This is a genomic window from Gillisia sp. JM1 (assembly GCF_000424645.1).
Taxonomy (GTDB): domain Bacteria; phylum Bacteroidota; class Bacteroidia; order Flavobacteriales; family Flavobacteriaceae; genus Gillisia.
The window spans coordinates 1,902,218-1,925,582 of the sequence record NZ_KE384218.1; the positions used below are offsets into that span (position 1 = coordinate 1,902,218).

The 23,365-nt window shown below is 34.8% G+C and carries 20 protein-coding genes and 2 pseudogenes; 21 read left to right on the forward strand and 1 reads right to left on the reverse strand.

The features are described 5' to 3' along the window. Positions 1-2 precede the first annotated feature (2 nt). The 16 genes and pseudogenes from H033_RS0111860 to H033_RS0111950 all read left to right on the forward strand — a co-directional run bounded on the left by H033_RS0111860 (position 3) and on the right by H033_RS0111950 (position 16,750). Positions 3-980, forward strand: a complete 978-nt coding sequence (locus tag H033_RS0111860) for a YncE family protein (RefSeq protein ID WP_196809440.1) — start codon at positions 3-5, stop codon at positions 978-980. A 140-nt stretch (positions 981-1,120) separates the two neighbouring features. Further along, positions 1,121-1,342: pseudogene (locus H033_RS22510) on the forward strand (heavy-metal-associated domain-containing protein); the annotation flags it as partial. Between the two features lies 1 nt (position 1,343). After that, positions 1,344-2,690 carry a dihydrolipoyl dehydrogenase family protein gene (locus H033_RS0111870; protein WP_026838509.1) on the forward strand — a complete coding sequence of 449 codons (1,347 nt, stop codon included), beginning with the start codon at positions 1,344-1,346 and terminating at the stop codon, positions 2,688-2,690. Positions 2,691-2,701: 11 nt separating this feature from the next. After that, positions 2,702-2,908, forward strand: coding sequence for a GDCCVxC domain-containing (seleno)protein (locus H033_RS0111875; protein ID WP_026838510.1), 207 nt, complete (start codon positions 2,702-2,704; stop codon positions 2,906-2,908). A 499-nt stretch (positions 2,909-3,407) separates the two neighbouring features. Further along, positions 3,408-4,469: an IS110 family transposase gene (locus tag H033_RS0111885; RefSeq protein WP_026838465.1), complete on the forward strand. Its 1,062-nt coding sequence runs from the start codon at positions 3,408-3,410 to the stop codon at positions 4,467-4,469. Between the two features lie 135 nt (positions 4,470-4,604). Further along, entirely contained in the window at positions 4,605-5,582 is a 978-nt protein-coding gene (locus tag H033_RS0111890; RefSeq protein ID WP_026838511.1) for a D-cysteine desulfhydrase family protein, read from the forward strand. Between the two features lie 195 nt (positions 5,583-5,777). Continuing rightward, a complete protein-coding gene (locus tag H033_RS0111895) occupies positions 5,778-6,728 on the forward strand; it encodes a DUF1259 domain-containing protein (protein WP_026838512.1) in 951 nt (316 codons plus the stop codon). A 266-nt stretch (positions 6,729-6,994) separates the two neighbouring features. Next, the gene (locus H033_RS0111900) at positions 6,995-7,429 is read left to right on the forward strand and encodes a hypothetical protein (protein WP_026838513.1); all 435 of its coding nucleotides are present in this window, start codon (positions 6,995-6,997) and stop codon (positions 7,427-7,429) included. A 72-nt stretch (positions 7,430-7,501) separates the two neighbouring features. After that, complete coding sequence (locus H033_RS0111905) at positions 7,502-8,686, forward strand: TolC family protein (protein ID WP_026838514.1); 1,185 nt, start codon at positions 7,502-7,504, stop codon at positions 8,684-8,686. A gap of 18 nt (positions 8,687-8,704) precedes the next feature. Next, entirely contained in the window at positions 8,705-8,941 is a 237-nt protein-coding gene (locus H033_RS0111910; RefSeq protein WP_026838515.1) for a hypothetical protein, read from the forward strand. Positions 8,942-9,047: 106 nt separating this feature from the next. Continuing rightward, a complete protein-coding gene (locus H033_RS0111915) occupies positions 9,048-10,550 on the forward strand; it encodes an efflux RND transporter periplasmic adaptor subunit (protein ID WP_026838516.1) in 1,503 nt (500 codons plus the stop codon). Positions 10,551-10,583: 33 nt separating this feature from the next. Next, positions 10,584-10,940, forward strand: coding sequence for a four helix bundle protein (locus tag H033_RS0111920; RefSeq protein WP_026838517.1), 357 nt, complete (start codon positions 10,584-10,586; stop codon positions 10,938-10,940). A 39-nt stretch (positions 10,941-10,979) separates the two neighbouring features. Next, complete coding sequence (locus tag H033_RS0111925; protein WP_026838518.1) at positions 10,980-14,060, forward strand: efflux RND transporter permease subunit; 3,081 nt, start codon at positions 10,980-10,982, stop codon at positions 14,058-14,060. 419 nt (positions 14,061-14,479) lie between these two features. After that, positions 14,480-15,271, forward strand: a complete 792-nt coding sequence (locus tag H033_RS0111930; RefSeq protein ID WP_026838519.1) for a type IV toxin-antitoxin system AbiEi family antitoxin — start codon at positions 14,480-14,482, stop codon at positions 15,269-15,271. A gap of 182 nt (positions 15,272-15,453) precedes the next feature. After that, positions 15,454-16,029: pseudogene (locus tag H033_RS20155) on the forward strand (nucleotidyl transferase AbiEii/AbiGii toxin family protein). A 121-nt stretch (positions 16,030-16,150) separates the two neighbouring features. Then, positions 16,151-16,750 carry a hypothetical protein gene (locus H033_RS0111950; RefSeq protein WP_155827804.1) on the forward strand — a complete coding sequence of 200 codons (600 nt, stop codon included), beginning with the start codon at positions 16,151-16,153 and terminating at the stop codon, positions 16,748-16,750. 240 nt (positions 16,751-16,990) lie between these two features. Here H033_RS0111950 and H033_RS0111955 read toward each other — a convergent pair whose 3' ends face one another. Next, on the reverse strand, positions 16,991-17,695 hold the full coding sequence (locus H033_RS0111955) for a Crp/Fnr family transcriptional regulator (protein WP_026838523.1): 705 nt from the start codon (positions 17,693-17,695) through the stop codon (positions 16,991-16,993). A gap of 146 nt (positions 17,696-17,841) precedes the next feature. Here H033_RS0111955 and pckA point away from each other — a divergent pair, with 146 nt between their 5' ends. The 5 genes from pckA to H033_RS0111980 all read left to right on the forward strand — a co-directional run bounded on the left by pckA (position 17,842) and on the right by H033_RS0111980 (position 23,311). Then, positions 17,842-19,449 carry a phosphoenolpyruvate carboxykinase (ATP) gene (gene pckA, locus H033_RS0111960; RefSeq protein ID WP_026838524.1) on the forward strand — a complete coding sequence of 536 codons (1,608 nt, stop codon included), beginning with the start codon at positions 17,842-17,844 and terminating at the stop codon, positions 19,447-19,449. A gap of 41 nt (positions 19,450-19,490) precedes the next feature. Then, on the forward strand, positions 19,491-19,712 hold the full coding sequence (locus H033_RS0111965; RefSeq protein WP_026838525.1) for a hypothetical protein: 222 nt from the start codon (positions 19,491-19,493) through the stop codon (positions 19,710-19,712). A 118-nt stretch (positions 19,713-19,830) separates the two neighbouring features. Then, complete coding sequence (gene icd, locus H033_RS0111970; RefSeq protein WP_026838526.1) at positions 19,831-21,051, forward strand: NADP-dependent isocitrate dehydrogenase; 1,221 nt, start codon at positions 19,831-19,833, stop codon at positions 21,049-21,051. A 141-nt stretch (positions 21,052-21,192) separates the two neighbouring features. Next, the gene (locus H033_RS20160; RefSeq protein ID WP_051227905.1) at positions 21,193-21,585 is read left to right on the forward strand and encodes a DUF983 domain-containing protein; all 393 of its coding nucleotides are present in this window, start codon (positions 21,193-21,195) and stop codon (positions 21,583-21,585) included. A gap of 52 nt (positions 21,586-21,637) precedes the next feature. Then, positions 21,638-23,311, forward strand: coding sequence for a SulP family inorganic anion transporter (locus H033_RS0111980; protein ID WP_026838527.1), 1,674 nt, complete (start codon positions 21,638-21,640; stop codon positions 23,309-23,311). Positions 23,312-23,365 lie beyond the last annotated feature (54 nt).

The following is a 23,365-nucleotide window of genomic DNA, read 5'->3' on the forward strand; positions in this document are numbered from 1 at the left end:
TTGTGAAAAAAAAAATATTCATTTATTTATTGGCTGCTTTATTGGTTTCTTGTAAGGAAAATAAAAAAGAAATTGAAACTACTAGTGTTGAAAATAACACTATCGAGAATAAAACCAATTATCCAAGCATAAAGGTTGGTAAAGGCCCAGATGCCTTATTTTTAACACCTGATAAGTCTTTCTTATATGTTGCAAATGTGGAAGATACCTTAATTTCGGTTATTGATACCCGAACAGATAAAGTACTAAAAAATATAGATGGCATAAGGTATCCTTGGGGATTTGTATATTTAGCCGAAAGCAATTTGGTTGCTGTGAGTGGCTATGATAAACAAGTTGCAATCATCGATTTCAACAATCATACTATTCTAAAGGAGAAACTATTTGACACACATATTGGTGGAATTACTGCAAATAAAAAAGGGAATTTAATCTATACTATAAGCATAGATGATAATAAAGTGTTGCAGCTAGATGCTAATACTCTCAATATATTAAAAACATTCCCTACAGGAAAAGGACCGGATGGAATTGGCATCTCGGGTAATGATTCGAAGCTATTTGTTACCAATACGGAAGATGGAAGTATTTCTGTTATTGATATAGAAACAGGACAACAATCTATTCTTAAAACGGGTGGAAAACCAGAACTCATACACAGTAACAAAGACCATTCACTATTATACATTAGTAACTTTTTAAAAAACAAAATTCATATTATTGATACTGAAAAAGGAGAAATTGTAAACGAAATCAACAATGTAGTCACTCCTGAAGAAGCAGTGTTGTCTAAGGATGAAAAATTGTTATATGTTGTAAGTTTTGATTTAGGAGAGTTAAGTGTATATGATGCATCCACTTTAGAAAAGCAATCTGTTACCTATAAAACAGGCAAAAAACCAATTGGTGTAATGCCTGTTGGAAACAAATTATATGTTTCGAATTATGGGGGTAATTCAATATCAATAATCAATAAATAAACTTAAAAAAATATATTATGAAAAATCTATTAGTAATAACTGTTCTAGCTTTATCATTAACGTCATTTCAGGTTAATGCACAATGTTGTGCTACTTCAAAAAGCGAAAAAACTGGAACAATAAACAATCTACAAACAACAAAAACGGTTAAGTTTAAAATTTCGGGAATTACTTGTGCGGGTTGTGAAGAACACATTAACCACGAAGTAAATAAACTCAAAGGAATTGTAAGCTCAAAAGCTTCCTACGAAAATGGAAACGCAATCATAGAATTTGACAGAACCAAATCCAATGAAATGGAAATTGAGAAAGTCATAAATTCCACAGGCTATAAAGTAACCGACAAAAAAGAAATCAAGTAAAATGAAAGAATACGATGTTTTTATAATTGGTTCAGGAATGGCAGGAATGACCATTGCCAATAAATGTGCCTCAAAAGGACTAATAGTTGGGATTACAGACGAATTACCTTACGGTGGTACTTGTGCATTGAGAGGTTGCGACCCAAAAAAAGTAATTATTGGTGCTACTGAAGTTCGAGAATTTGCTAAAAGGCTTAAAGGTGTCGGTATCGATACGATACCCAAAGTCAATTGGAAAGACATAATGGCCTTTAAACAATCCTTTGTGGATGAAATGCCACCAAAAATCGAAAAAGGGTATAAAAAAAACGGAATTGACACCTTTCATAGTTCAGCAAAATTTCTTTCACAAAACACATTACAGTTAGGAAATGAGAAGATAAAGGCCAAAAAAATTGTTATCGCATCGGGTTCAAAGCCAAGGGTTTTAGAATTTGAAGGTGGTCATTTTGCCAAATCCAGTACTGATTTCTTGAATTTAGAAGTATTACCCAAATCTTTATTATTCATCGGTGGTGGATATATTGCGTTTGAATTCGCACATATTGCAGCCAGATGTGGAGCAGATGTAACTATTGTACATCGCGGAAATAATCCCTTGGAAAATTTTGAACAAGATATTGTAAAACACCTTGTTTCTGCAACAAAAGAATTAGGTGTAAAACTCATTCTTAATACAGAGGTAACGGCCATTGAAAAAGCGGATAACAAGTATCGAGTGAAAGGTGAAACTGCGGAGAAAACAGAATATTTTGAAGCCGAAGCTGTTTTTAATTCTGCCGGTAGACCACCTGCAATATTTGATTTTGATTTAGAAAAAGCGGACATAGCTTTTACAAAAAAAGGTGTTTCAGTGAACGAATACCTGCAAAACACATCAAACCCAATTATATATGCTGCGGGAGATGCAGCAGATTCAGAAGGTTTGCCGCTAACCCCAGTTGCAGTTTTAGAAGGTCATACAGTTGCGTCAAATATCATCAAAGGCAATCATAAAAAAATAAGTTATCCGCCAATGCCAACGGTGGTTTTCACATTGCCTACTATGGCTTCTGTAGGTTATACCGAATCTAGAGCAAGAGAGTTGGATTACAATATTCGGGTAAATTATAAAGAGGTTGGCGCTTGGTTTAATGCCAAACGATTGAACGTAGCCGAATACGCATACAAAACTATAATTGACGAAGAAACTCAAACAGTTTTAGGAGCGCATCTAATAGGACCGCATACAGAAGAAACAATAAATCTCTTTGCGATGGCCATAAAAACAAAGATGAAGGTTCATGATATTAGAACAATGATTTTCTCATATCCAACATTGGCTTCAGACATACCACATATGCTTTAAAAAAAAATTAAATGGAAACTATATTAAATTCAGAAATCACCTGTCCAAACTGCGGACATAAAAAAGTAGAAGATATGCCAACAAACGCTTGCCAATTCTTTTACGAGTGTGAGAATTGTAAAACGGTTATGAAACCAAACGAAGGAGATTGTTGTGTTTATTGCTCTTATGGAACCATACCTTGTCCACCAATTCAAGAAAATAAGAATTGCTGTTAAAAATCCAACGCTAAAAGCCATACACATTTGCAATTACTCACGGCTTTAATATTTTTTTTTGTGTTCGTAATTACTTCATAGTTCGCGGCAGCTACAACGCCACCAAAAATTTCAAAAAAGTATGTCATTTCCAAGGCTGACAAAAAAAACAAGACGGAGAAAGCCAGTGGGTAAGATCGGTTAAGCACAAATAGCTGGCAATTGAGTGAAAAATGTTATTTTAGAGACCAAGTAAAAAAGAACAAAGCCAACAATCCCGATGGCTCCTATGTTTGCATTTGGAATAAATTTCTAGTTTTACAGATATAAGTGAAAGAGGGTAAGAGTCAACCGATGGCTAGATAATCATAAGATATATCGACCGATAGATAGGACCTTATCCTTTTATATCTCGTAGAGTTTGAACAGAATGTAAGGAACCTTAACGGTATCCAGAATATCCAACCAGGAGAAAAGACGAACAGAGATTTTTCACTTTTAATTTAAAAAATTTGAACACGTGAAAAAAGTTTTAAAGGAAGTTGCAGGTATTGATGTAGCTCAAAAGGAATTAGTTGTATCTCTAGGAAGGCTCTATGAGAATTTGGACATTGAAATCATATCATACAAAGTGTTTAAAAATACTGAAAATGGTATAAAATATTTTATCGATTGGGTAGCTAGCAACAGTAATAATGCAAATAGCGTTAGATATGTCATGGAAGCTACCGGAGTTTATCATGAAAAACTCGCCTATGCCCTTGATGAAAGTGGTTTTGATTTAAGTATTGTATTGCCTAATAAGATTAGTAATTTTTTTAGGACATTGGACATAAACACTATTACTGATAAGACAGCATCTCAAGCTATAATGAGGTTCGGTCTTGAACGTAAGCTAGATAACTGGAATCGTCCAAAAGAGGCTTATAGACAGCTCAAGCAATTAACCCGAGAGCGTGATCAAATAGTAGATCAGAGATCAATGGTCAAAAATCAGCTACACGCAGAAAAAGCAGAAGCTGTGCCAAACGAAAGAAGTCTAAAACGCATTGCAGAGAGAATCAAATTTCTCAACGGACAAGAGAAAGAAATCAAAATGGATATAGCAACGTTGCTAAAGGATTATCCTGATATTATGGAGAGAGTAAAGAATATATGCACTATACCTGGCGTGGGAGAGCTGACGGCGGTCATAGTATTAGCTGAGACTAATGGGTTCGAGCTAATAAGAAATAAAAAACAGTTGACTGGTTATGCGGGTCTAGATGTTAGGGAAAAACAATCAGGTACATCTGTAAAGGGTAAACCGCGGATATCGAAAAAAGGAAATAGGCATCTTAGAAAATCATTACATCTACCTTCTCTATCATCCGTTAAGTATAATAAATCTCATAGAGATCTATATGCGAGAATAGTTGCCAAAAGCGGGATTAAAATGAAAGCACTGATAGCTGTTCAGAGAAAAATGTTAGAACTTATATTTGTAGTAGATAAGAATAAAACTAGGTTTGACAATGATCATCAACAAAAAAGGACACTAGATGCAAATGCAGAAAGTATCCTTTTACAGACTAGCTTATAGCCGTCTTGAGTAACAAAAATAATAAAATAAAAGAGAAAACCTTTTGTTAGTTAACACAGAATCTATCGGGACGCGTCCTTATTCCACGCTACTTGCCTTGACCAAGACTATTAGCAATACTCTCAAAATGACAATATGATTGATAATAAATTTAATTTAGGGTTTTTTCCTACTCCACTTCAAGAATTAAAAAATTTATCAAAAAAATATCCTGATTATACTATTTTCATTAAAAGAGATGATAATACTGGACTAGCCTCTGGTGGAAATAAAACCAGAAAATTAGAATATCTTATTAAACAAGCTCTTGATGAAGGTTGCGATACAATTATTACAGCAGGAGCACAACAATCAAATCATTGTAGACAAACTGCAGCAGCTTGCTCTATAGCCGGACTAAAATGTCATTTGCTTTTAGGAGGCGAAAAACCAGAAGTTTATGATGGAAACTTATTGCTTTCGTCAATTCTAGGAGCTAACATACATTTTACGGGTAAGAACCGAAAAGGAGAGGACAGCGAAATAATAAAAAATAAGCTTGAAAATGAAGGAAACAAATGTTTTATAATCCCATACGGAGGTTCAAATTTTACAGGTGCTTTAGGGTTCGTTAATGCTGTTAAGGAACTAAAGGAGCAATTGATTGAACAAAAATTAAAAATCGATTATATCTTTTTTGCGTCTAGTTCTGGTGGTATGCAAGCTGGACTTATCCTTGGAAAAGAAATCTATGAATTAAATTCGGAGTTAATACCAATCAGTATTGATAAAGATGAAACAAATGGTCTTTCTCTGGAAGAGGTTGTTTTTAATATTATAAAAGAAGGAATACAAAAATTAAATATCAACAAAAACATTCAACTTTCAGATATTCAAATAAATAGAGATTTTGATAAAGATGGCTATGGTGTTGTCACGAACAATGAAATTAGTGCCATACATGAATTAGCAAAAAATGAAGGTATTCTATTAGATCCTGTTTATACAGGAAGAGCTTTTTATGGAATGTTAGATTTCCTTAAAGAAAAAAGAATCCCTGCTAATTCTAATGTATTGTTTTGGCATACAGGTGGATTACCGGCTATTTTTAAATATGCAACTGAACTAAAATAAATGCTACCAACAAACTCGGTTATCGCACATAGCGGGCAATCGACTATAAAGTGATATTTTAGAGCCCCATTAACAATCGCCATATTCGACAATCCCGATGGCTAGCGGGACGTGTTCCTACTCTCGCTAAATGTTTTAACTAAGTCCGTTGGGAGTTATATAAAAAGAACTGAAATTTCAACAAGAAACTGAATTATGAAAAAAGAAGTGATTTATTTAATGATAGCAATCTCCATAATAACTTTTGGTTGCGACCAAACTACAAAGAAAGATAGTTTAAAGGAATCGACCGAAAAACCTCTGAAAAACAACAATGAATTAAAGGCGATTGATATTGAGGTGTTAAAATCGGAACTGGGGATGGAAGGAAAAGTGGAAAATGGACAATTTAAAATTACCGTTCCGCAAAATGACCTAAATGTAATGGTCGATGGATTTAAAATTATTCCCCCTATGGGATTAGGTAGTTGGGTAGCATTTGCACCAACATCTGGGGAACCTATGATTATGGGCGATATTGTTGTTACAGAAAAAGATTTAAAGCCAGTACAGCAAGAAGTAATCAAACAAGGATTAACGATTACTGCGATTCACAATCATTTTGTAAGGAATGAACCTGATGTAATGTATATGCATATTGGTGGTATGGGTAGTGAAAAAAAATTAGCTAAAAGCGTCAAAGCCATTTTAGATAAGGTCACGGAAATAAGGGGAGTAAATCCGTCAAGCGCAAAAATATCAACAGTAGTAAACACTCTTAACACAAAATTGCTTGATAGCATTTTAGGTTTTAGTGGAACTATGAATAACGGAGTCTATAAATTTACTATTGGAAGACCTGATGTGATGCTAAAAGAACACGGTGCACAGGTAAGTTCATTTTTAGGATTTAACACTTGGGCAAGTTGGCAGGGCACCCCTGAAAATGCAGTCGTTGCAGGAGATTTTACGATGACTGCTGATGAAGTGGCACCAGTAATCGAGGCTTTAATTGAAAATGACATTGAAGTAGTTGCCCTTCATAATCATATGGTACACGAAGATCCAAGAATTTTCTTCCTTCATTATTGGGGAGTAGGGCAAGCAGAAAAATTAGCCAAAGGTCTGAGGAAAGCTTTAGACCAAACAGGAGTGAAAAAGGAATAAATCACAGATATAAAATACGAACGTCCGACATTGGTTAACAGCAAATAGGGAGTATTCCAAGGCCCAAGAAGAAAATAAAACCAACTTCAATTAAAATCCTAACCAAAAAAAGTACTCCCCACAAACAACACATTTATTTTTCCCAACCCAAAACGCCAACTCAAAAAAAAATAAAAGAGCTTTTTATTGACTTTGCACACGGAAATAGCTTCTATTGAAAAAAATGAAATTCGAAAACCAATTTTAAATAATTACATTTGTAACTGATGCAGAAATACAATCACATAAAAGCACTTTTCTTTTTAGGCATATTTTGCCTATTGTTTTTGCATCAGGTTCTACCTCATAGCCATCATCAGCACGAAGTTGAGCACTCGCATAAAATTGTTGCACATCACGAAAGTCATAGTCATAATCAAGAAGTTCCTGAAAAGGAAAATTCTAAAAATGGACTTTTAAATTTGTTTTTGGAGGTTCACATACATTCAGTTGTTTCTAATGAGATATTAGTGACACACGAAAGTAGTGTCAAGCAATTAAACGTTAAAAAGCATATAAATGCTCCTATTTCGATAAATCAATATAGCATTTCTTTAAATTATGTTGATGCTGAAAAGGCTAGGGTGTATATTCCACCCAATATCTATTTTGACCAATATCGCTCTTCCCTCGATTCGCGAGGCCCACCAACTTTAGGTTAATCATTTAGGAATATTTTACATCTACGGTATTATTCCATATATAAATTAAGATTAAACCTAAAATTTCAAGCAATGAATAAACACATCGTATTCGCAATTTGCGGATGCCTGTTCTTTATTAATGGTTTCTCACAAAATAAAAATATAGAGAAACTGCTTAATGAGATAGAGCAGAATAATATAGAGTTAAAGGGCTATCAATCGTATATTGAAAGCCAACAATTCGAACACAAGAGCACTAACAATTTGCCCGACCCACAGCTTTCTGGCTTTTATTTGCCTTTTGGCGATAATGCAACTGGAAATTATACCGAATATCAAATATCTCAGTCTTTTGAATTTCCTTCGGTATATGCTGCACGGGGTAAATGGAATGACTCTAAATCACAACTGCTAGAATCCGGGTATCAAAAAAGAAAACAGGAAGTATTGCTCAATGCCAAGGAACTTTTAATAGAACTCGCTTTCTTAAAAAAGCAAAAAGCTATTGAATCCGAAAGACAAATCCAAAGCAAGCAGGTTTTCGACCAAATTCAGGAGCTCTATAATAAAGAGCAAGTAGGCATTTTAGATTTAAATAAAGCAAAAATTGCTTGGATTCAAGAGCAATTCGTAGTTGAGCAGATTGAAAGCGACATTCAAATTTTAATGTCCAAACTAAAAACATTGAATGGTGGAAATCCTATTGACGGCATTTCCTCACAATTAGTTTTGTCTTTTGAAATTCGTACAATAGAAAATCTTTGGCAAGAAAAATTGTCGAATGAACCTCGATTGCAGGAATTGAAGGCTATTGAAGCTGCTTCAATTCAAAAAGTAAAATTGGAGAAAAACAAAGTATTGCCAAATTTAGCCCTTGGCTATAATTATCAAGGTTTTAGTGGTAACAATAATTCTGGATTTTATGGTGGTATTTCTATTCCGCTTTGGAATAGCAAGAACAAAGTAAAAGCTGCCGAAGCAAATTATGAATATCAGCAATTTAATACCGAAGTAATCACTACCTCGCTTTACGCACAATTTCAGGAAATCTATAATCGATACGAGTTGATGCTCGAAAAATACAATGAGTATCAATCCGCAATGGGCAATTTAAATAGTGAGCAATTGCTTTTAAAAGCCTATATGTTGGGCGAATATTCGTTTATGGATTATTATGTGGAGCTTCAGTTTTACCGAAATGCATCCGACAAAATGCTGAAAATGGAAAGGGAATTACAACTGCTTCAAGCACAATTATTAAAACATCAATTATAAATTTTAAAATATACAATTATGAAAATTTCAAAAATAATATTCGCAATAGCTATAGTTTCAACTGTCACACTAACCTCCTGTAGAGATACAAAGAAAGAAACTACAGAAGAACACGGTCATGAGCACGATGCAGATGGTGGTCATATGGATGAAGAAGCTGTGGAACAGGAAGAATTTCAAGTAGGAAAAGATTCTATGGAGATGAAAACTGAAACTCACAAACACGATGATGGCGCTGATCACCAGGACCACTAAAAAAAATATAAAAGATGAAGCATCCATGACTAAAACCATTATCGCATGAAGTAATGATTTTATGGATGTTAAATGTGACCGATTGAAAAACAATAAATATTTACACATGAAATATATACTAATAGTGCTCGCCTTTTTGGCACTGGCTTGTAATAACAAGACAGAAGACGCACACACACATAATGAAGATGGTAGTCATCTTGGAGAAGATATTCCACGATTGGACCATACCATTTGGACAGAGAAAACTGAATTATTTATAGAATTTCCTGCATTAATTGTTGGTAATTCTAGCAGATTTGCAGCCCACTTTACGGTATTGGATAAGCACCAACCCGTGCGTGAAGGTTCGGTTACGGTTAGTCTGATAAAAGGCGATAAAGGATTACGGAATACTGTTGATGCACCATCCTCACCAGGGATATTTTCGCCTACAATTCAACCTAAAGAAGCAGGGACTTACCAACTTGTTTTTGAATTGAAAACACCTGAATATTCAGATAAAATTACGATTGATGATGTAATTGTTTATGCCAATGCCGACGATGCTATAAAAGCATTAGGTGCTGCAGAAGAAGATGGGAGCATTTCGTTCTTAAAAGAGCAAGCTTGGAAAATCGATTTTCAAACCGCACCTGTAGTTTCGGGTAAAATTTACGATGTCATCAATACTTCTGGCGTTTGGATGCCATCACCAGGTTCTGTAAAATCCTTGGCAGCAAAATCTAATGGCGTGGTGGATTTCAAAGTAAAGAATCTCACGGAAGGTACAGCTGTAAAACAAGGTCAACTCTTAATGAGTTTAAACAGTCAAGGCCTGGCATCTAATAATTTGAGTAATGAAATTGCCAATGCACGTGCCAATTTTGAACAGGCAAAATCTGAATACGAACGTAAAAAGGAATTGTACGAATCTAAAATTGTCCCAAAAGCTGAATTTGAAAAAGTGGAAAGCAATTTTTTAATAGCTAAATCCAATTATCAATCTTTAGCATCAGGAGTTTCAGGCGGAAGCAAACAAATCCGTGCACCTTTCGACGGTTTTATCAAATCAATTACGGTTTCCAATGGCGATTATGTAGAACAAGGCAAAGGATTATTATCTATTGGTACACACCAATCCAAAGTACTAAAAACACAATTAGCACCTAATTATGGACTTACAATGGAGAATGTACAAGGTATTTGGTATCAAACTAAAGAGGGGGAATGGGCAAACGTATCAGATGCCGAAGGCTCAATACTATCTATTGGCAAAGATGTAGAGCGGGAAAATCCATTGATTTCAGTTTTTGCTCAAGTAAATGTAGAGATCGATATGCCAGAAGGAAGCTTAACGCCAGTTCAAATAGCGATGGGAAGTGCTACCCAAAACACAATGATTCCTGTTAATGCCTTATTGGAAGACTATGGGAGTTATTCGGTTATTGTTCAACTTTCAGGTGAAAGTTTTGAAAGACGACCTGTGAAAATCGGAAAAAGAAATGGAGAAAATGTAGAAATACTACAAGGTCTAGAAGTAGGTGAAGTGGTTGTGATAACTGGTGCATACCAAGTTAAAATGGCTTCAATGTCGGGTTCTACACCTGCTCACGGTCATGAACATTGATGAATTATGAATTTTTAATTAAAAAGTATCGTGATGGGGACTAAAGAGAATATAATCCATGTAAAGTCATTTGATTTTGCACTGCAAATCATTGAATTATACAAGCAAATGCTAAATCAAAAAGAATATGTCCTGTCAAAACAGCTTTTGCGGAGTGGTACCAGTATTGGCGCCAATGTCGAAGAAGCCAGTGCTGCAATAAGTAAAAAAGATTTTATTTCTAAAATGTCAATTTCAGCCAAGGAAGCAAGAGAAACTTTGTATTGGCTAAAACTTATAGAGAAAAGTCAGATCGTAAAAATTGATGTTTCAGGTTTACTAGAAAAATCTGAAGAACTGATCCGTATTTTGACTTCCATAGTAAAGACCTCACAAGGTAGTTTGAAATAAAATTCAGCATTAATAATTCACAATTAAAACTTAGAACAAGTGTTAAACAAAATATTATCAATTTCACTTCATAACAGACTACTCATTCTGTTGGGAGCGGTTGCGTTGAGCGTGTTGGGTATTTACTATACCCAAACAATGAACGTAGATGTATTCCCAGACCTTACAGCACCAACGGTAACCATTCTTACTGAAGCTCACGGAATGGAATCTGAAGAAGTAGAAAAATTAGTTACCTATCAATTGGAAACCGCTCTAAACGGTTCGCCTAATGTGAGAAGAATCCGTTCCTCATCGGCAGCAGGAGTCTCCATTGTTTGGGTAGAATTTGAATGGGGAACCGACATTTATCGAGCACGTCAAATCGTAAGTGAACGGATTCCGATGGTTCGTGAAAACCTTCCAGAAGGTATAGGTGCACCCACGATGGCGCCTATTTCATCTATTATGGGAGAAATAATGCTCTTAGGAGTAACATCCGATAGTCTGTCTCCAATGGAGTTAAGAACCTTATCAGATTGGTCAATTAGACCACGTTTAAAAGCCATTGGTGGTATCGCCAATGTAGTGGTAATTGGAGGTGATTATAAACAATACCAGGTCTTTGCCAATCCTGAAAAGATGAAGTATTACAACGTAAGCCTTTCTGAATTGGTAGAGCACGTTAAGGAAGCTAACACCAATGCACCTGGAGGCGTTATCAATCAATATGGGAATCAATACATCATAAAAGGTAGCGGTAGAGCTTATGCTTTGGAAGATTTGCAAGAAGCTGTTTTAAAAGAAGTGAATGGGCAAACCGTCAAAATAAAAGATGTCGCAACTGTACAAATTGGTGCTGCCGATAAAATTGGCGACGGTTCTTTAAATGCAAAACCAGCAGTTATTTTGACCATTTCGAAACAACCCGATGTAAATACCTTGGAACTGACAGACCGATTGGATGAAGCCATTGCCGATTTACAAAAAACCTTGCCTAAAGGCGTCAACATCAAAAGTCAAATTTTTAGACAGTCCGACTTTATTGATGCATCAATTAGCAATTTGAATCAAACCTTGATGGAAGGCGCATTCTTTGTAATGATCATCCTGTTTATCTTTTTGATGAATTGGCGAACGACTCTTATTTCATTATTAGCGATTCCAATTTCATTGTTAGTGTCTATCATCATTCTCAAATGGTTGGGTTATACTATTAATACAATGAGTTTAGGGGGAATGGCAATTGCAATTGGAGCTTTGGTAGATGATGCTATTATTGATGTGGAAAATGTATATAAACGCTTGCGGGAAAACATTAGAAAACCAAAAGAAGAACGTGAATCTACCTTAACAGTCGTTCGTGATGCTTCCGTAGAAATAAGAAGTTCTATCATTATTGCAACCTTGATTATTATCGTATCATTTATTCCATTATTCTTTTTGAGTGGCATGGAAGGACGTTTGTTACAACCTCTTGGAATTGCATTTGTAACTTCAGTTTTAACATCATTGATTGTTGCAGTAACTGTCACACCAATTTTATGTTCCTATTTACTAGATAATGAAAAGCTTTTGAAAAAGCAGGCAGATGGTACAAAAGTGGAACGTTGGTTGCAAAAACACTATGGCAATCTCTTGGAACGTGCCACTAAAATACCTAAAACTATTATTGGTGTAACAGTTATTGCTTTCATCTGTAGTATGTTGGTATTAACACAATTGGGAAGAAGTTTTTTACCCGAATTTAATGAAGGCTCTATGGTAATTAGTGTCGTTGGCCCACCCGGAATGTCGTTAGAAGAAAGCAATAAAACGGGGAAATTAATAGAGACCATTTTAATGGACTTACCCGAAGTAGAAGTTGTAACACGAAGACAAGGAAGAGCTGAATTAGACGAACACGCGCAAGGTGTAAATGCTTCTGAAATTGACGTTCCCTTTATTTTGAAGGACAAGACCAAAGAAGAGTTTTTTGAGGAAGTTCGAAATAAATTGAGTATTGCCCCAGGTGTCAATATAACATTGGGACAGCCTATTGCACATCGTATAGACCATATGCTCTCAGGTACGCGAGCCAATATTGCCATTAAAATATTTGGTTCAGATTTGCAGCAGCTTTTTGAAGTTGGGAAAAGCGTGGAACAAAATATCAAAGAAATCGATGGTTTAGTAGATGTAGCAGTTGATCAACAAGTTGAAGTGCCGCAAATACGCATCCAACCAAAACGCCAAATTCTTTCGGCTTATGGAATGACGGTAGGTAATTTAATGGAACAAGTAGATATTGCCTTTGCAGGTGAAGAAGCTGGCGAGATTTATGAAGGACAGAAGTATTTTGATTTGGTAGTACGCTACGAAAAATCCTTTAGGGATGACATAGAAAATATAGGAAACACCTTAATTAGTCTGCCTAATGGGGGTCAAACCACTTTGGGCGAATTGGCAACGATTGCTTCGGTAAGCAGTCCAAATACCATTAATCGCGAAGATGTACAACGCAAAATCGTTGTAGCTGCCAACGTTCAAGGTAGAGATTTACGTGGTGCAGTAAACGAAATAAAGGAAGTTGTTGCCACGAATGTGAAAATGCCAGAAGGTTACCGTGTGCAATATGGCGGTCAGTTTGAAAGCGAATCAAAAGCGTCGAAATTGCTTTTGGTAACCGCAATCATTGCCATAGCTATTATTTTTCTGTTACTGTATTATGAATTTAAAGATGTGAAATTGGCATTTGTAGTATTAATCAATCTGCCTTTAGCATTAATTGGGGGAATCTTAATTGTGTATTTCACCTCAGGCATTATAAGTATTGCAGCTACTATTGGTTTTATCAGTTTGTTTGGAATAGCCACTCGTAACGGTATCTTATTGGTGTCTCGATATGAGGATTTGAGAAAAGAAGGTATGAAAGGCTTTCAATTAATAAAAACAGGAGCATTAGATAGATTGAATCCTATTCTTATGACAGCTTTTACAACAGGATTAGCATTGATACCTTTAGCCTTAAAAGGAGACGAACCCGGAAGTGAAATACAAAGCCCAATGGCTGTTGTAATTTTGGGTGGTTTGTTATCAGCTACTATTTTAAATTTGGTTGTAATTCCTTGTGTGTATCAGTTAGTAATTGGTAAACGATAATTTTAATAATAAAACCCTGATTAGTTTGAGAAATGGCTGTGTGAATATACACAGCCATTTTTTTATAAATTGTTGTTTAAGGATACTTTCTAAAAATAGTCTTTCGTACAATGATTTTTTTAATATAAGCGAATGTCAAAACTCAGATACATTTGCTATTTCTCAAGAATTCAATATTGGTTTTGTTGTTCGTGAATTCAAAATCTACATTCCTACTCGCTACTTCTCTTATTGTGAACCGCCGTTGTAAGCAATAGGGACTGGTCCTGAATAAGGGCTACATAATTCTAAACAGTTACGTATGAAAATGACAGAGTAACCAGACTTTACAGCGAACCAATGGAATTAAAAATTCTAAATAATAGTATTTATTTTAGTTATATACCTTTTTTCGGTATATTTATCGAATAAATACTAAAATGTCAGTGTCCGAATATATTCACAAGCTATTAGGTGTAGAGGAATATTCCTTTTCACTCAATGAACTTTTAAACCAAACCGGAAAAGGTAAAACTGCACTTGTAAGAGAACTTGACCGTTTAATTGAAAAGAACGAAGTAATAAATCTCCGTCAGGGTTACTACCTAATACTCACTCCAAGATATTCCAGTTTTGGTAAGTTGCCCATTAACCTTTATTTACATAAACTGTTTGATTATTTAGGCCGTAATTATTACTTAGGATTTTATAGCGCTGCCAAAGTATATGGCGCCAGTCATCAGCAGTCACAGCGGGATTATGTAATGACTCAGGCGCCTAAGTTATTGGATATTCAAAAATCCGCAATCGACATTCGATTTTTAACAAGTTCGGTTTGGCCTAAAAATAATGTTTTAACTCAAAAATCAGATGCCGGGATTTATTATATTTCTAGTCCCGCACTCACTCTCGCAGATCTTGTGCGTTATCAGAATAAGTTGGGTGGCATCAACCGAATGCTTTCCACTGTAGAGGAATTATTGGAAGAAGTTACCCAAAATGACCTTGAGGATTTACTTGACTGGTATGACCACAAAGCCACTTCGCAGCGTTTGGGATATTTGATTTCAGAAGTAGAGCCAGAAAGTTTATTAGCTGATCTCATTTTTGAAAAGCTGAACAGAAATAAATATCATCCCGTACTTTTGCAGCCTAGCACTAAACAAAGGCCTGGAGCAGTGGATAACAGATGGAAAGTGGATATTAACCTACAATTAGAAAGTGATTTATGATTCCAAAACCTAATTTAGCTCAATGGCAGAAAACTGCACCATGGAAAGAATTCGCACAGGTAGAACAGGATCTAATCCCTCATTGAGGGTTTAATTCCCCGAGACTTGCCTTAAATTTCTAAAGGGTTTACCAATTTATAACTCGTGAGCTTGTCCCGATGCTTTTGATTATCAGGGCATTGGTGGAAATTTTTTCTGACGATTTCCTTCGTGAAAACCTGGCTTTTAGAGGTGTTACAGCTTTACATAAATTATATCTGCATTCTGCGCCAAGTTTTTCCGAAGATATAGATCTGGTACAAATTAAAGAAGGGCCCATTAAACCTATTATGAAGCGGATAGGGGAGGTGGTCACTTTTTTTGAAGAAGATAGGCGCATCCAGGTAAGAGGGCATTGAGCAAAGGCTTTATATCGTTTTACTTCAGAATATGAGGAGGAACCTCGCAGGCTTAAACTGGAAATTAACTGTAAGGAACATTTTAATGTGCTGGACTGGGTAGAATTTCCTTTTGAGATTAATAATCCATGGTTCAGCGGGAAAACAGCTATTACCACCTACAGTATAAATGAACTTTTGGGAACTAAGCTTAGGGCATTATATCAGCGAAGTAAAGGAAGATATCTCTTCGATCTTGATTATTCCAGAAGGAATATAGAACTGGACATAGATGAAATTATAAAATGCTTCCATGCATATATAGTTTTCAGTAGGAAAAGCTCCTTCACAAAAGGAATTTCTTCAGAATATAGAGGCTAAAGAAAAAGATTTAAGCTTTACAGGAGATACGGAAGGTCTATTACGTCCAGAAACTCACTATGATCAGGAAGCAGCTTTTAACTGGCTAAAAGAAACGCTTATAAAAAAGATGTAGATACAATTGGAAAATACCCTAAATCATGATCTTATGGCTTCAAGTTGGCAAAAAATCATTCACAAACAAGAAAACTTATTGAGATCACTAAAAATTTTTACAGCACTCTTTTTCTTAATTATCACAACAACTATAGCTCAGGAAAAAGAATATATAGTCACAAATAGGAACGATACCATTTATGGAAAGATAACAAGAGCTATAAATTATTTAAACACATCAGAAATAAGATATAAAATTAAGGATGAAAATGGAAATAATGATTTGATCAATCCTAGTGAAGTAAAAATAATTAGATCTATGGATGGCGTAGATGGTGACTGCTTCATAGCAACAATATATGACAAATGGTTTTTGAAAAGAATTATTAATGGTAGAATCAATGTTTATCAATTGGTAGATGGTGTTCTCTTTTTCACTTCAAAAGATGATTCAGAAATCAAATCAACTGATTTTGGTGGATTGAATGCCAGAGAGAATGGGCTCAATAGAATAAGACCATTAATTGAAGATAATCCAATTATCCTAGAAGAATTTAATTCTATGAAAGGAAGTCAAAAAAACATTCTTTATATAATTGAAAAATACAATGATTATGCAAAATAAACTAATGTTAACATCGCATATTCGTAATTGAAGAGATCTAGGTAAAATTGTATTTTAGACTTATGCCAAAGCTGTTCCCGTGAGGTTCTAGTATATTGTGGACAAATTAATCAACATCATTGAGACCTATAAATTTAAAAATTGGGAACCCCAATATGATTCCTTTATAATTCAGCCTTTTTGAAATTCATTTCACTTTCGAAATAATTCTAATATTACTTTTGGATAATTAAACTCTTATTAAAGATTTGCAATTTCAACTAGTTTGTGGGCTTTCAAAATGCGAATAGTCCTGCCCTTGGTTTCAATTATATCATCGTCTTTGAACTCCCTTAAAAAGCGAACCAGCGTTTCCACTGCGGTTCCAAGAATATTTGCTAAATCCTCCCGGGTGAGGGTTATTTCTACAATTTCATTGGGCTTATCGCCTGCTTTAAATTTATCTCTTAAAATAAGTAATGTAAGCGCGAGTCTTTCTCTCACTGTTTTATGGGCTATAGAGAGGATATTGTTTTCAAGTACAGCAAATTCATGGCTCAAATTTTTCAAAAGTTTACTGGAAAGTACCGTAGATTTTTCAAGCAATTCTAGAAATTTTTTTCCTGGAATAAATCCAACGGTAATATTTTCTAAAGCCATTGCTGAATCTGAAAATGTTTCTTCACTTAACAATGCAGGATAGCCTAAAAGTTCTCCCTGGTTACATATATAAATAATATGTTCCCGGCCATCTTTGTCTACTTTATACTTTTTTATTTTTCCTTCAATCAAATAAAATATTCCGGAGGGATAAGATCCTTCAATAAAAATCATTTCACCTTTCCGATACTTTTTCAGTAGCATTACCGTCTTTACAAAATCCTGGTCCTCCTTTGGCAATTCTTCAAAAATAGAATGACTTTTAAAATGATAATCATCTATAGGAAAACCTATACTTTCTGACATTTTTAATAAATTTTATACTTACCAAAGATAAATAAAGGATCTCCGCTATCTATATAAAACTTGATCAATATCAATTTTTATACAAATCTGTATCAAGAATTAAGAATGTACCTAGCCCTACTTTTGTCCTGTAAAAAAAATATAATATGAGCATTTCAGAAAAACCTATAAAAAGCGATGATTTAAAATCTCTTAGAGATAAAAATATATTCTGGAACCTACCCACCGATGATTTAATAGAAAAGACTATCCAATTAAATCAAGGAATGTTGACAGATACTGGAGCCTTAGCCGTTAATACAGGCACCTATACTGGTCGTTCTCCAAAGGATAAATTTATTGTTGAAGACGAGATAACTAAAGATTCGATTTGGTGGGGTGAAGTTAACCAACCTCTCCAGCCTGAAATTTTTGAGAATCTTTATAAAAAGGTCATTTCTTATTTGGAAAATAAAGATGTTTATATCCGGGATTCCTATGTGTGTGCATCAAGTGAATACAGATTAAATGTCAAAATAATTACGGAAACTCCTTGGCAAAACCTTTTTGCTAATAATCTTTTTCTAAGGCCTACAAAAGTAGAACTTGAAAATTTTGTACCACATTGGGAAATAATAGTTGCATCTGGGTTTTATGCCAATCCTGAAATAGATGGAACCCGACAGTCCAATTTTACAATTATTAACTTTAAACGTAAAAAAATCCTAATTGGCGGAAGTGCTTATACAGGGGAAATTAAAAAAAGTGTTTTTACAATTTTAAATTTTATTCTACCAAAAGAGAGAAAAGTTCTCCCTATGCACTGTTCTGCTAATATTGGTGCTAAAAATGATACAGCCATATTTTTTGGACTTTCCGGTACCGGAAAAACTACGCTTTCTGCAGATCCGGACAGAGAACTTATTGGAGATGATGAACACGGGTGGGACGAAACCAAAATTTTTAATTTTGAAGGAGGGTGTTATGCAAAATGTGTAAACTTAACCAAAGAAAAAGAACCCCAAATATTCAATGCAATAAAAAAGGGGACCTTACTTGAGAATATAAAGTTTTATCCAGGAACAAATAAAGTTGATTATACCAATACAAGTATTACAGAAAACACGAGGGCAGCTTATCCTCTGCACTTCATTGAAAATGCAGTAGAACCATCAGTTGGAAGTTTACCCAAAAATATATTCTTTCTTACCTGTGATGCTTTTGGAATTTTACCCCCCATTTCAAAATTAACCCCAGGTCAGGCCATGTATCATTTCATTTCAGGTTATACCGCAAAAGTAGCTGGAACAGAAGCAGGTGTAAATGAACCCCAAGCCACTTTTTCTGCCTGTTTTGGCGAACCATTTTTACCGCTTCACCCTACTCAATATGCTGAAATATTGGGTGATAAGATTAAAAAGCATAATGTAAAAGTTTGGCTAATTAATACAGGATGGTCTGGTGGAGAATATATTGTTGGAGAAAGAATTAATTTGAAATATACCCGGGCTATGATAAGTTCTGTACTAGAGGGACATCTAGAGGGGGTGGAATTTAATGAGGATAATTTTTTTGGCCTTGCCATTCCAACTTCTTGTCCAAATGTACCCACAGAAATTTTAGACCCAAGAAATACATGGATTGACAAATATAGATATGATGCAATAGCAGAAAATCTGGCATCGATGTTTAAAGACAACTTTAAGAAATATTCTGAATTTGCAAATGTCGAAATTCTGAAAGGTGGGCCTAGCATTAAAAGTCCTATCCTTTAAAATTAAAGACGGAATTACAATCTATAATATGATAGATTCTTATGAGCAATTCATACAGAGAAAATAAATTAAACAATTTGGCGATCGAAAAATTAAAACGTCTTGGGTTTACAAATGTAGATATCCATACGCTTCTTGAAGATGAGGTATACCGAAGCTATTATGTGAAAATGCTTAAAGATATTTCAAATAGAAAAAGTAATTGGCAAAGGACGATAGAAACAATCTTAAAAAAAATTGATGAAACAGGGCTATCCTTATAGACTATGCAGATTATGTTGTAAGCTTTTGCAATGCGAAATTTAAATGGAATTCTAATTGATTTTGCATCGATTTATAAATAAGAAAAAAAATAACTTAAGGAAATTAAGAGTATAAAATATGATTAGAGAAAAAATCGTCTTCAAAAATAAAAAGTTAAAAGTCCCTGCGTTTCCAATAATTCCCTATATAGAAGGCGACGGCGTTGGCCCGGATATTTGGAAAGCAACTAAAGAAGTAATTGATACGGCTATTGAAATAGCTTACGGAGGGGAAAGAAAAATCTTTTGGAAACAAGTTTATGCAGGTGAGAAAGCCTTTTCAAAAGAAGGAGAATGGTTACCAACAAAAACCTTGGAAAATATTAGGGAACACCTAGTGGCCCTTAAAGGCCCATTAACCACACCTGTAGGTGGAGGGATAAGGTCTCTTAACGTAGCTCTAAGACAAGAACTTGATCTTTTTGCCTGTGTTAGACCCGTAAAATATTATAAGGGAGTACCCTCACCTGTTAAGAGTCCTGAGCTGGTAGATATGGTGATATTTCGTGAAAATACTGAGGATATTTATGTTGGGATCGAATGGTTAAGTGGTACGCCGGAAGTGGATAAAGTAAAAAAGTTTCTTATAGAAGAGATGGGTGTGAAGAGTATACGATTTCCTGATACTGTTTCATTAGGAGTAAAACCAGTCTCCGAAGAAGGAACGAAAAGGTTGATGAGAGCAGCAATCGATTATGCTATTGAGCATAAAAGAGATTCTGTAACTATAGTTCATAAGGGAAATATTATGAAATTCACTGAAGGGAAATTTAAAGATTGGGGATATGAGTTAGCAAAAGAAGAATTTGGTGCAACAGAATATAATGGTGGCCCCTGGTTGGTGATAAAAAAAAATAATCATCAATTAATAATTAAAGATGTTCTTGCCGATGCTTTTCTGCAACAAATTATTTTAAGGCCATCACAATATGATGTTATAGCAACGCTAAATCTTAATGGGGATTATATCTCAGATGCTTTAGCGGCTCTTGTTGGAGGGATTGGTATTGCTCCGGGTGCCAATATTAATTATAATACAGGTATTGCCATATTTGAAGCTACCCATGGAACAGCTCCCAAATATACAGGTCAGGATAAAGTAAACCCTTCTTCGGAAATTCTTTCAGGGGTAATGATGTTGGAATATATGGGCTGGTTTGAAGCCGCCAATTTAATTTTGAAAGGAGTTGAGGGCGCCATTGCCCAAAAGACTGTTACCTATGATTTTGCGAGATTAATGGAAGGGGCAACACTAATTAAATGCTCACAATTTGGAAAGGCAATTATAAAAAACATGTAATTTAAAAAATGAATGTTTTGTGAATAAATTGAATCATAAGTCTAAAAGATAAAATTTAATTTATTGTAAAAAACCCAGCACCTCCTGCATTTTAGCAGTTGCAATATTTCTCCCTAAGCGGTAGATTTTATTAATAAAATTATGAAGAAAGGCACTAAGCTATATAGTATTCTAAACCTAAAATGCCCTCGCTGCCAGGAAGGAGATTTGTTTATAAATAAGGGTTGGATCGTTTTTAAACAAATGCTCGATATGCCTAAAAAATGTCCTAGTTGTAGCCAAAGCTATAGAATAGAACCGGGTTATTACACCGCTGCTTTATGGATAAGTTATCCAATAGTGCTCATTGTTTTTATTCCACTAATATTTCTAGGATTTTCCTTAAAGAATCTCTCTATGTTTTTCACTATTCTATATCCAGGGATCGTCATTTTATGTTTTCTATTTCAAATTCCTTTAATGCGTTTTACCAGGGCAATTTTAATAAACATGAATGTAGATTTTGATCAGCATTTGTACAATCCAAAACAATAAATGAAATCCTTTAAAAATTTTAAAGAACTTATAATACTAATTGTAGTATAAAATGAAAACAGAATTTACCCCAAAGCTTTTTACGCTACTTAAAGAAGGTATTACAAGAAAACAGCTATCCAAAGATATTTTAGCAGGAATCATTGTTGGTATTGTAGCATTACCTCTGGCCATTGCTTTTGCCATTGCATCTGGGGTATCACCTGAAAAGGGATTAATAACAGCGGTAATTGCAGGTATCACTATTTCTTTACTTAGTGGTAGCCGCGTACAAATTGGAGGTCCTACAGGTGCATTTATTATAATTATTTATGGAATTGTTCAGGAACACGGAATTGGGGGTTTAACCATTGCAACCTTTATGGCTGGTTTTTTAATTATTGGTCTTGGTTTAGCCCGGATGGGAAATTACTTGAAGTTTATTCCCTACCCTCTTATTGTGGGATTCACCAGCGGAATTGCAATTATTATCTTTTCATCACAAATGAAAGATTTCTTTGGGTTGAATATGGGAGAAGTTCCACCAGATTTTATTGAAAAATGGAAAGCCTATGGAAGTAATTTTTTGCAGGTAAACTGGCAGGCATTCAGCATCGCGATAATAACGGTACTTATTTCATTAAATTTTAGCAAAATTAGCTCAAAAATTCCAGGATCTATTGTTGCCATAGTAATAAGTACGGCCGCAGTATATTATTTCAATTTACCTTTAGAAACAATAGAAAGTAGGTTTGGAGAAATTCCTAACAGTATTTCTCTTCCTGAAATACCTACCATTAATTTCTCCATAATTCAACAATTAATTCAACCTGCGATTGCTATTGCCCTTCTGGGAAGTATTGAATCATTGCTTTCGGCTGTGGTGGCCGACGGTATGACCGGGGGCCGCCACCGTTCAAATATGGAGTTGATAGCCCAGGGAACGGCAAATATTTTTTCTGGATTATTTGGTGGTATTCCTGCAACAGGTGCAATTGCAAGGACAGCAACAAACATTAAAAATGGAGGTAGAACCCCAATTTCAGGAATTATTCACGCCGTAGTTCTATTATTGATCATGCTTTTATTTGCTCCTATAGCCAAACTGATTCCGCTGTCCTGTTTAGCCGGAATTTTAGTGGTGGTGGCCTGGCATATGGGAGAATGGCATCATTTTTTTTCCCTTATGAAAAGCAATAGAATGGATGTGGTTGTTCTACTTACCACTTTTTTTCTCACAGTATTCTTTGATTTGATACTGGCCATTGAAATTGGAATGATCCTTTCCAGCTTCATATTTATGAAACGAATGAGTGAAGAAACGACCATTGAAAATACTGCACAATTGTTAAAATCCAATGAGGACTATAAGGATCAATTATTTGAAGAAGAAATTCCAGAAATTCCAAAAGGAATTTTAATGTATGAGATTAATGGTCCATTGTTTTTTGGAGCTTCCCAAAAATTTCAGGAAGTAGTTACCGATTTAAATTTCAAAACCGAAGTGCTCATTTTAAGAATGAGAAATGTTCCATTTATAGATGCTACAGGAGTAAACAGGTTAAAAGAAATTTGTCTACAATTCAAGGGAAAAAGAACACAAATAATAATATCTGGCGCAAACCGAAAGGTGAAGAAAGAACTTTTAAAAGCAAATGTATATTCTTTGCTTGGTAAGCATAATATTACAGACAATATCAAATTAGCTATGGAAAGGGCTCAATTTCTTTTAAAAGAAGAATTGTAAACCTGAAAAGATTTTAATTTAAAATTAAATAAATTTATTAAGAATAAATGTATC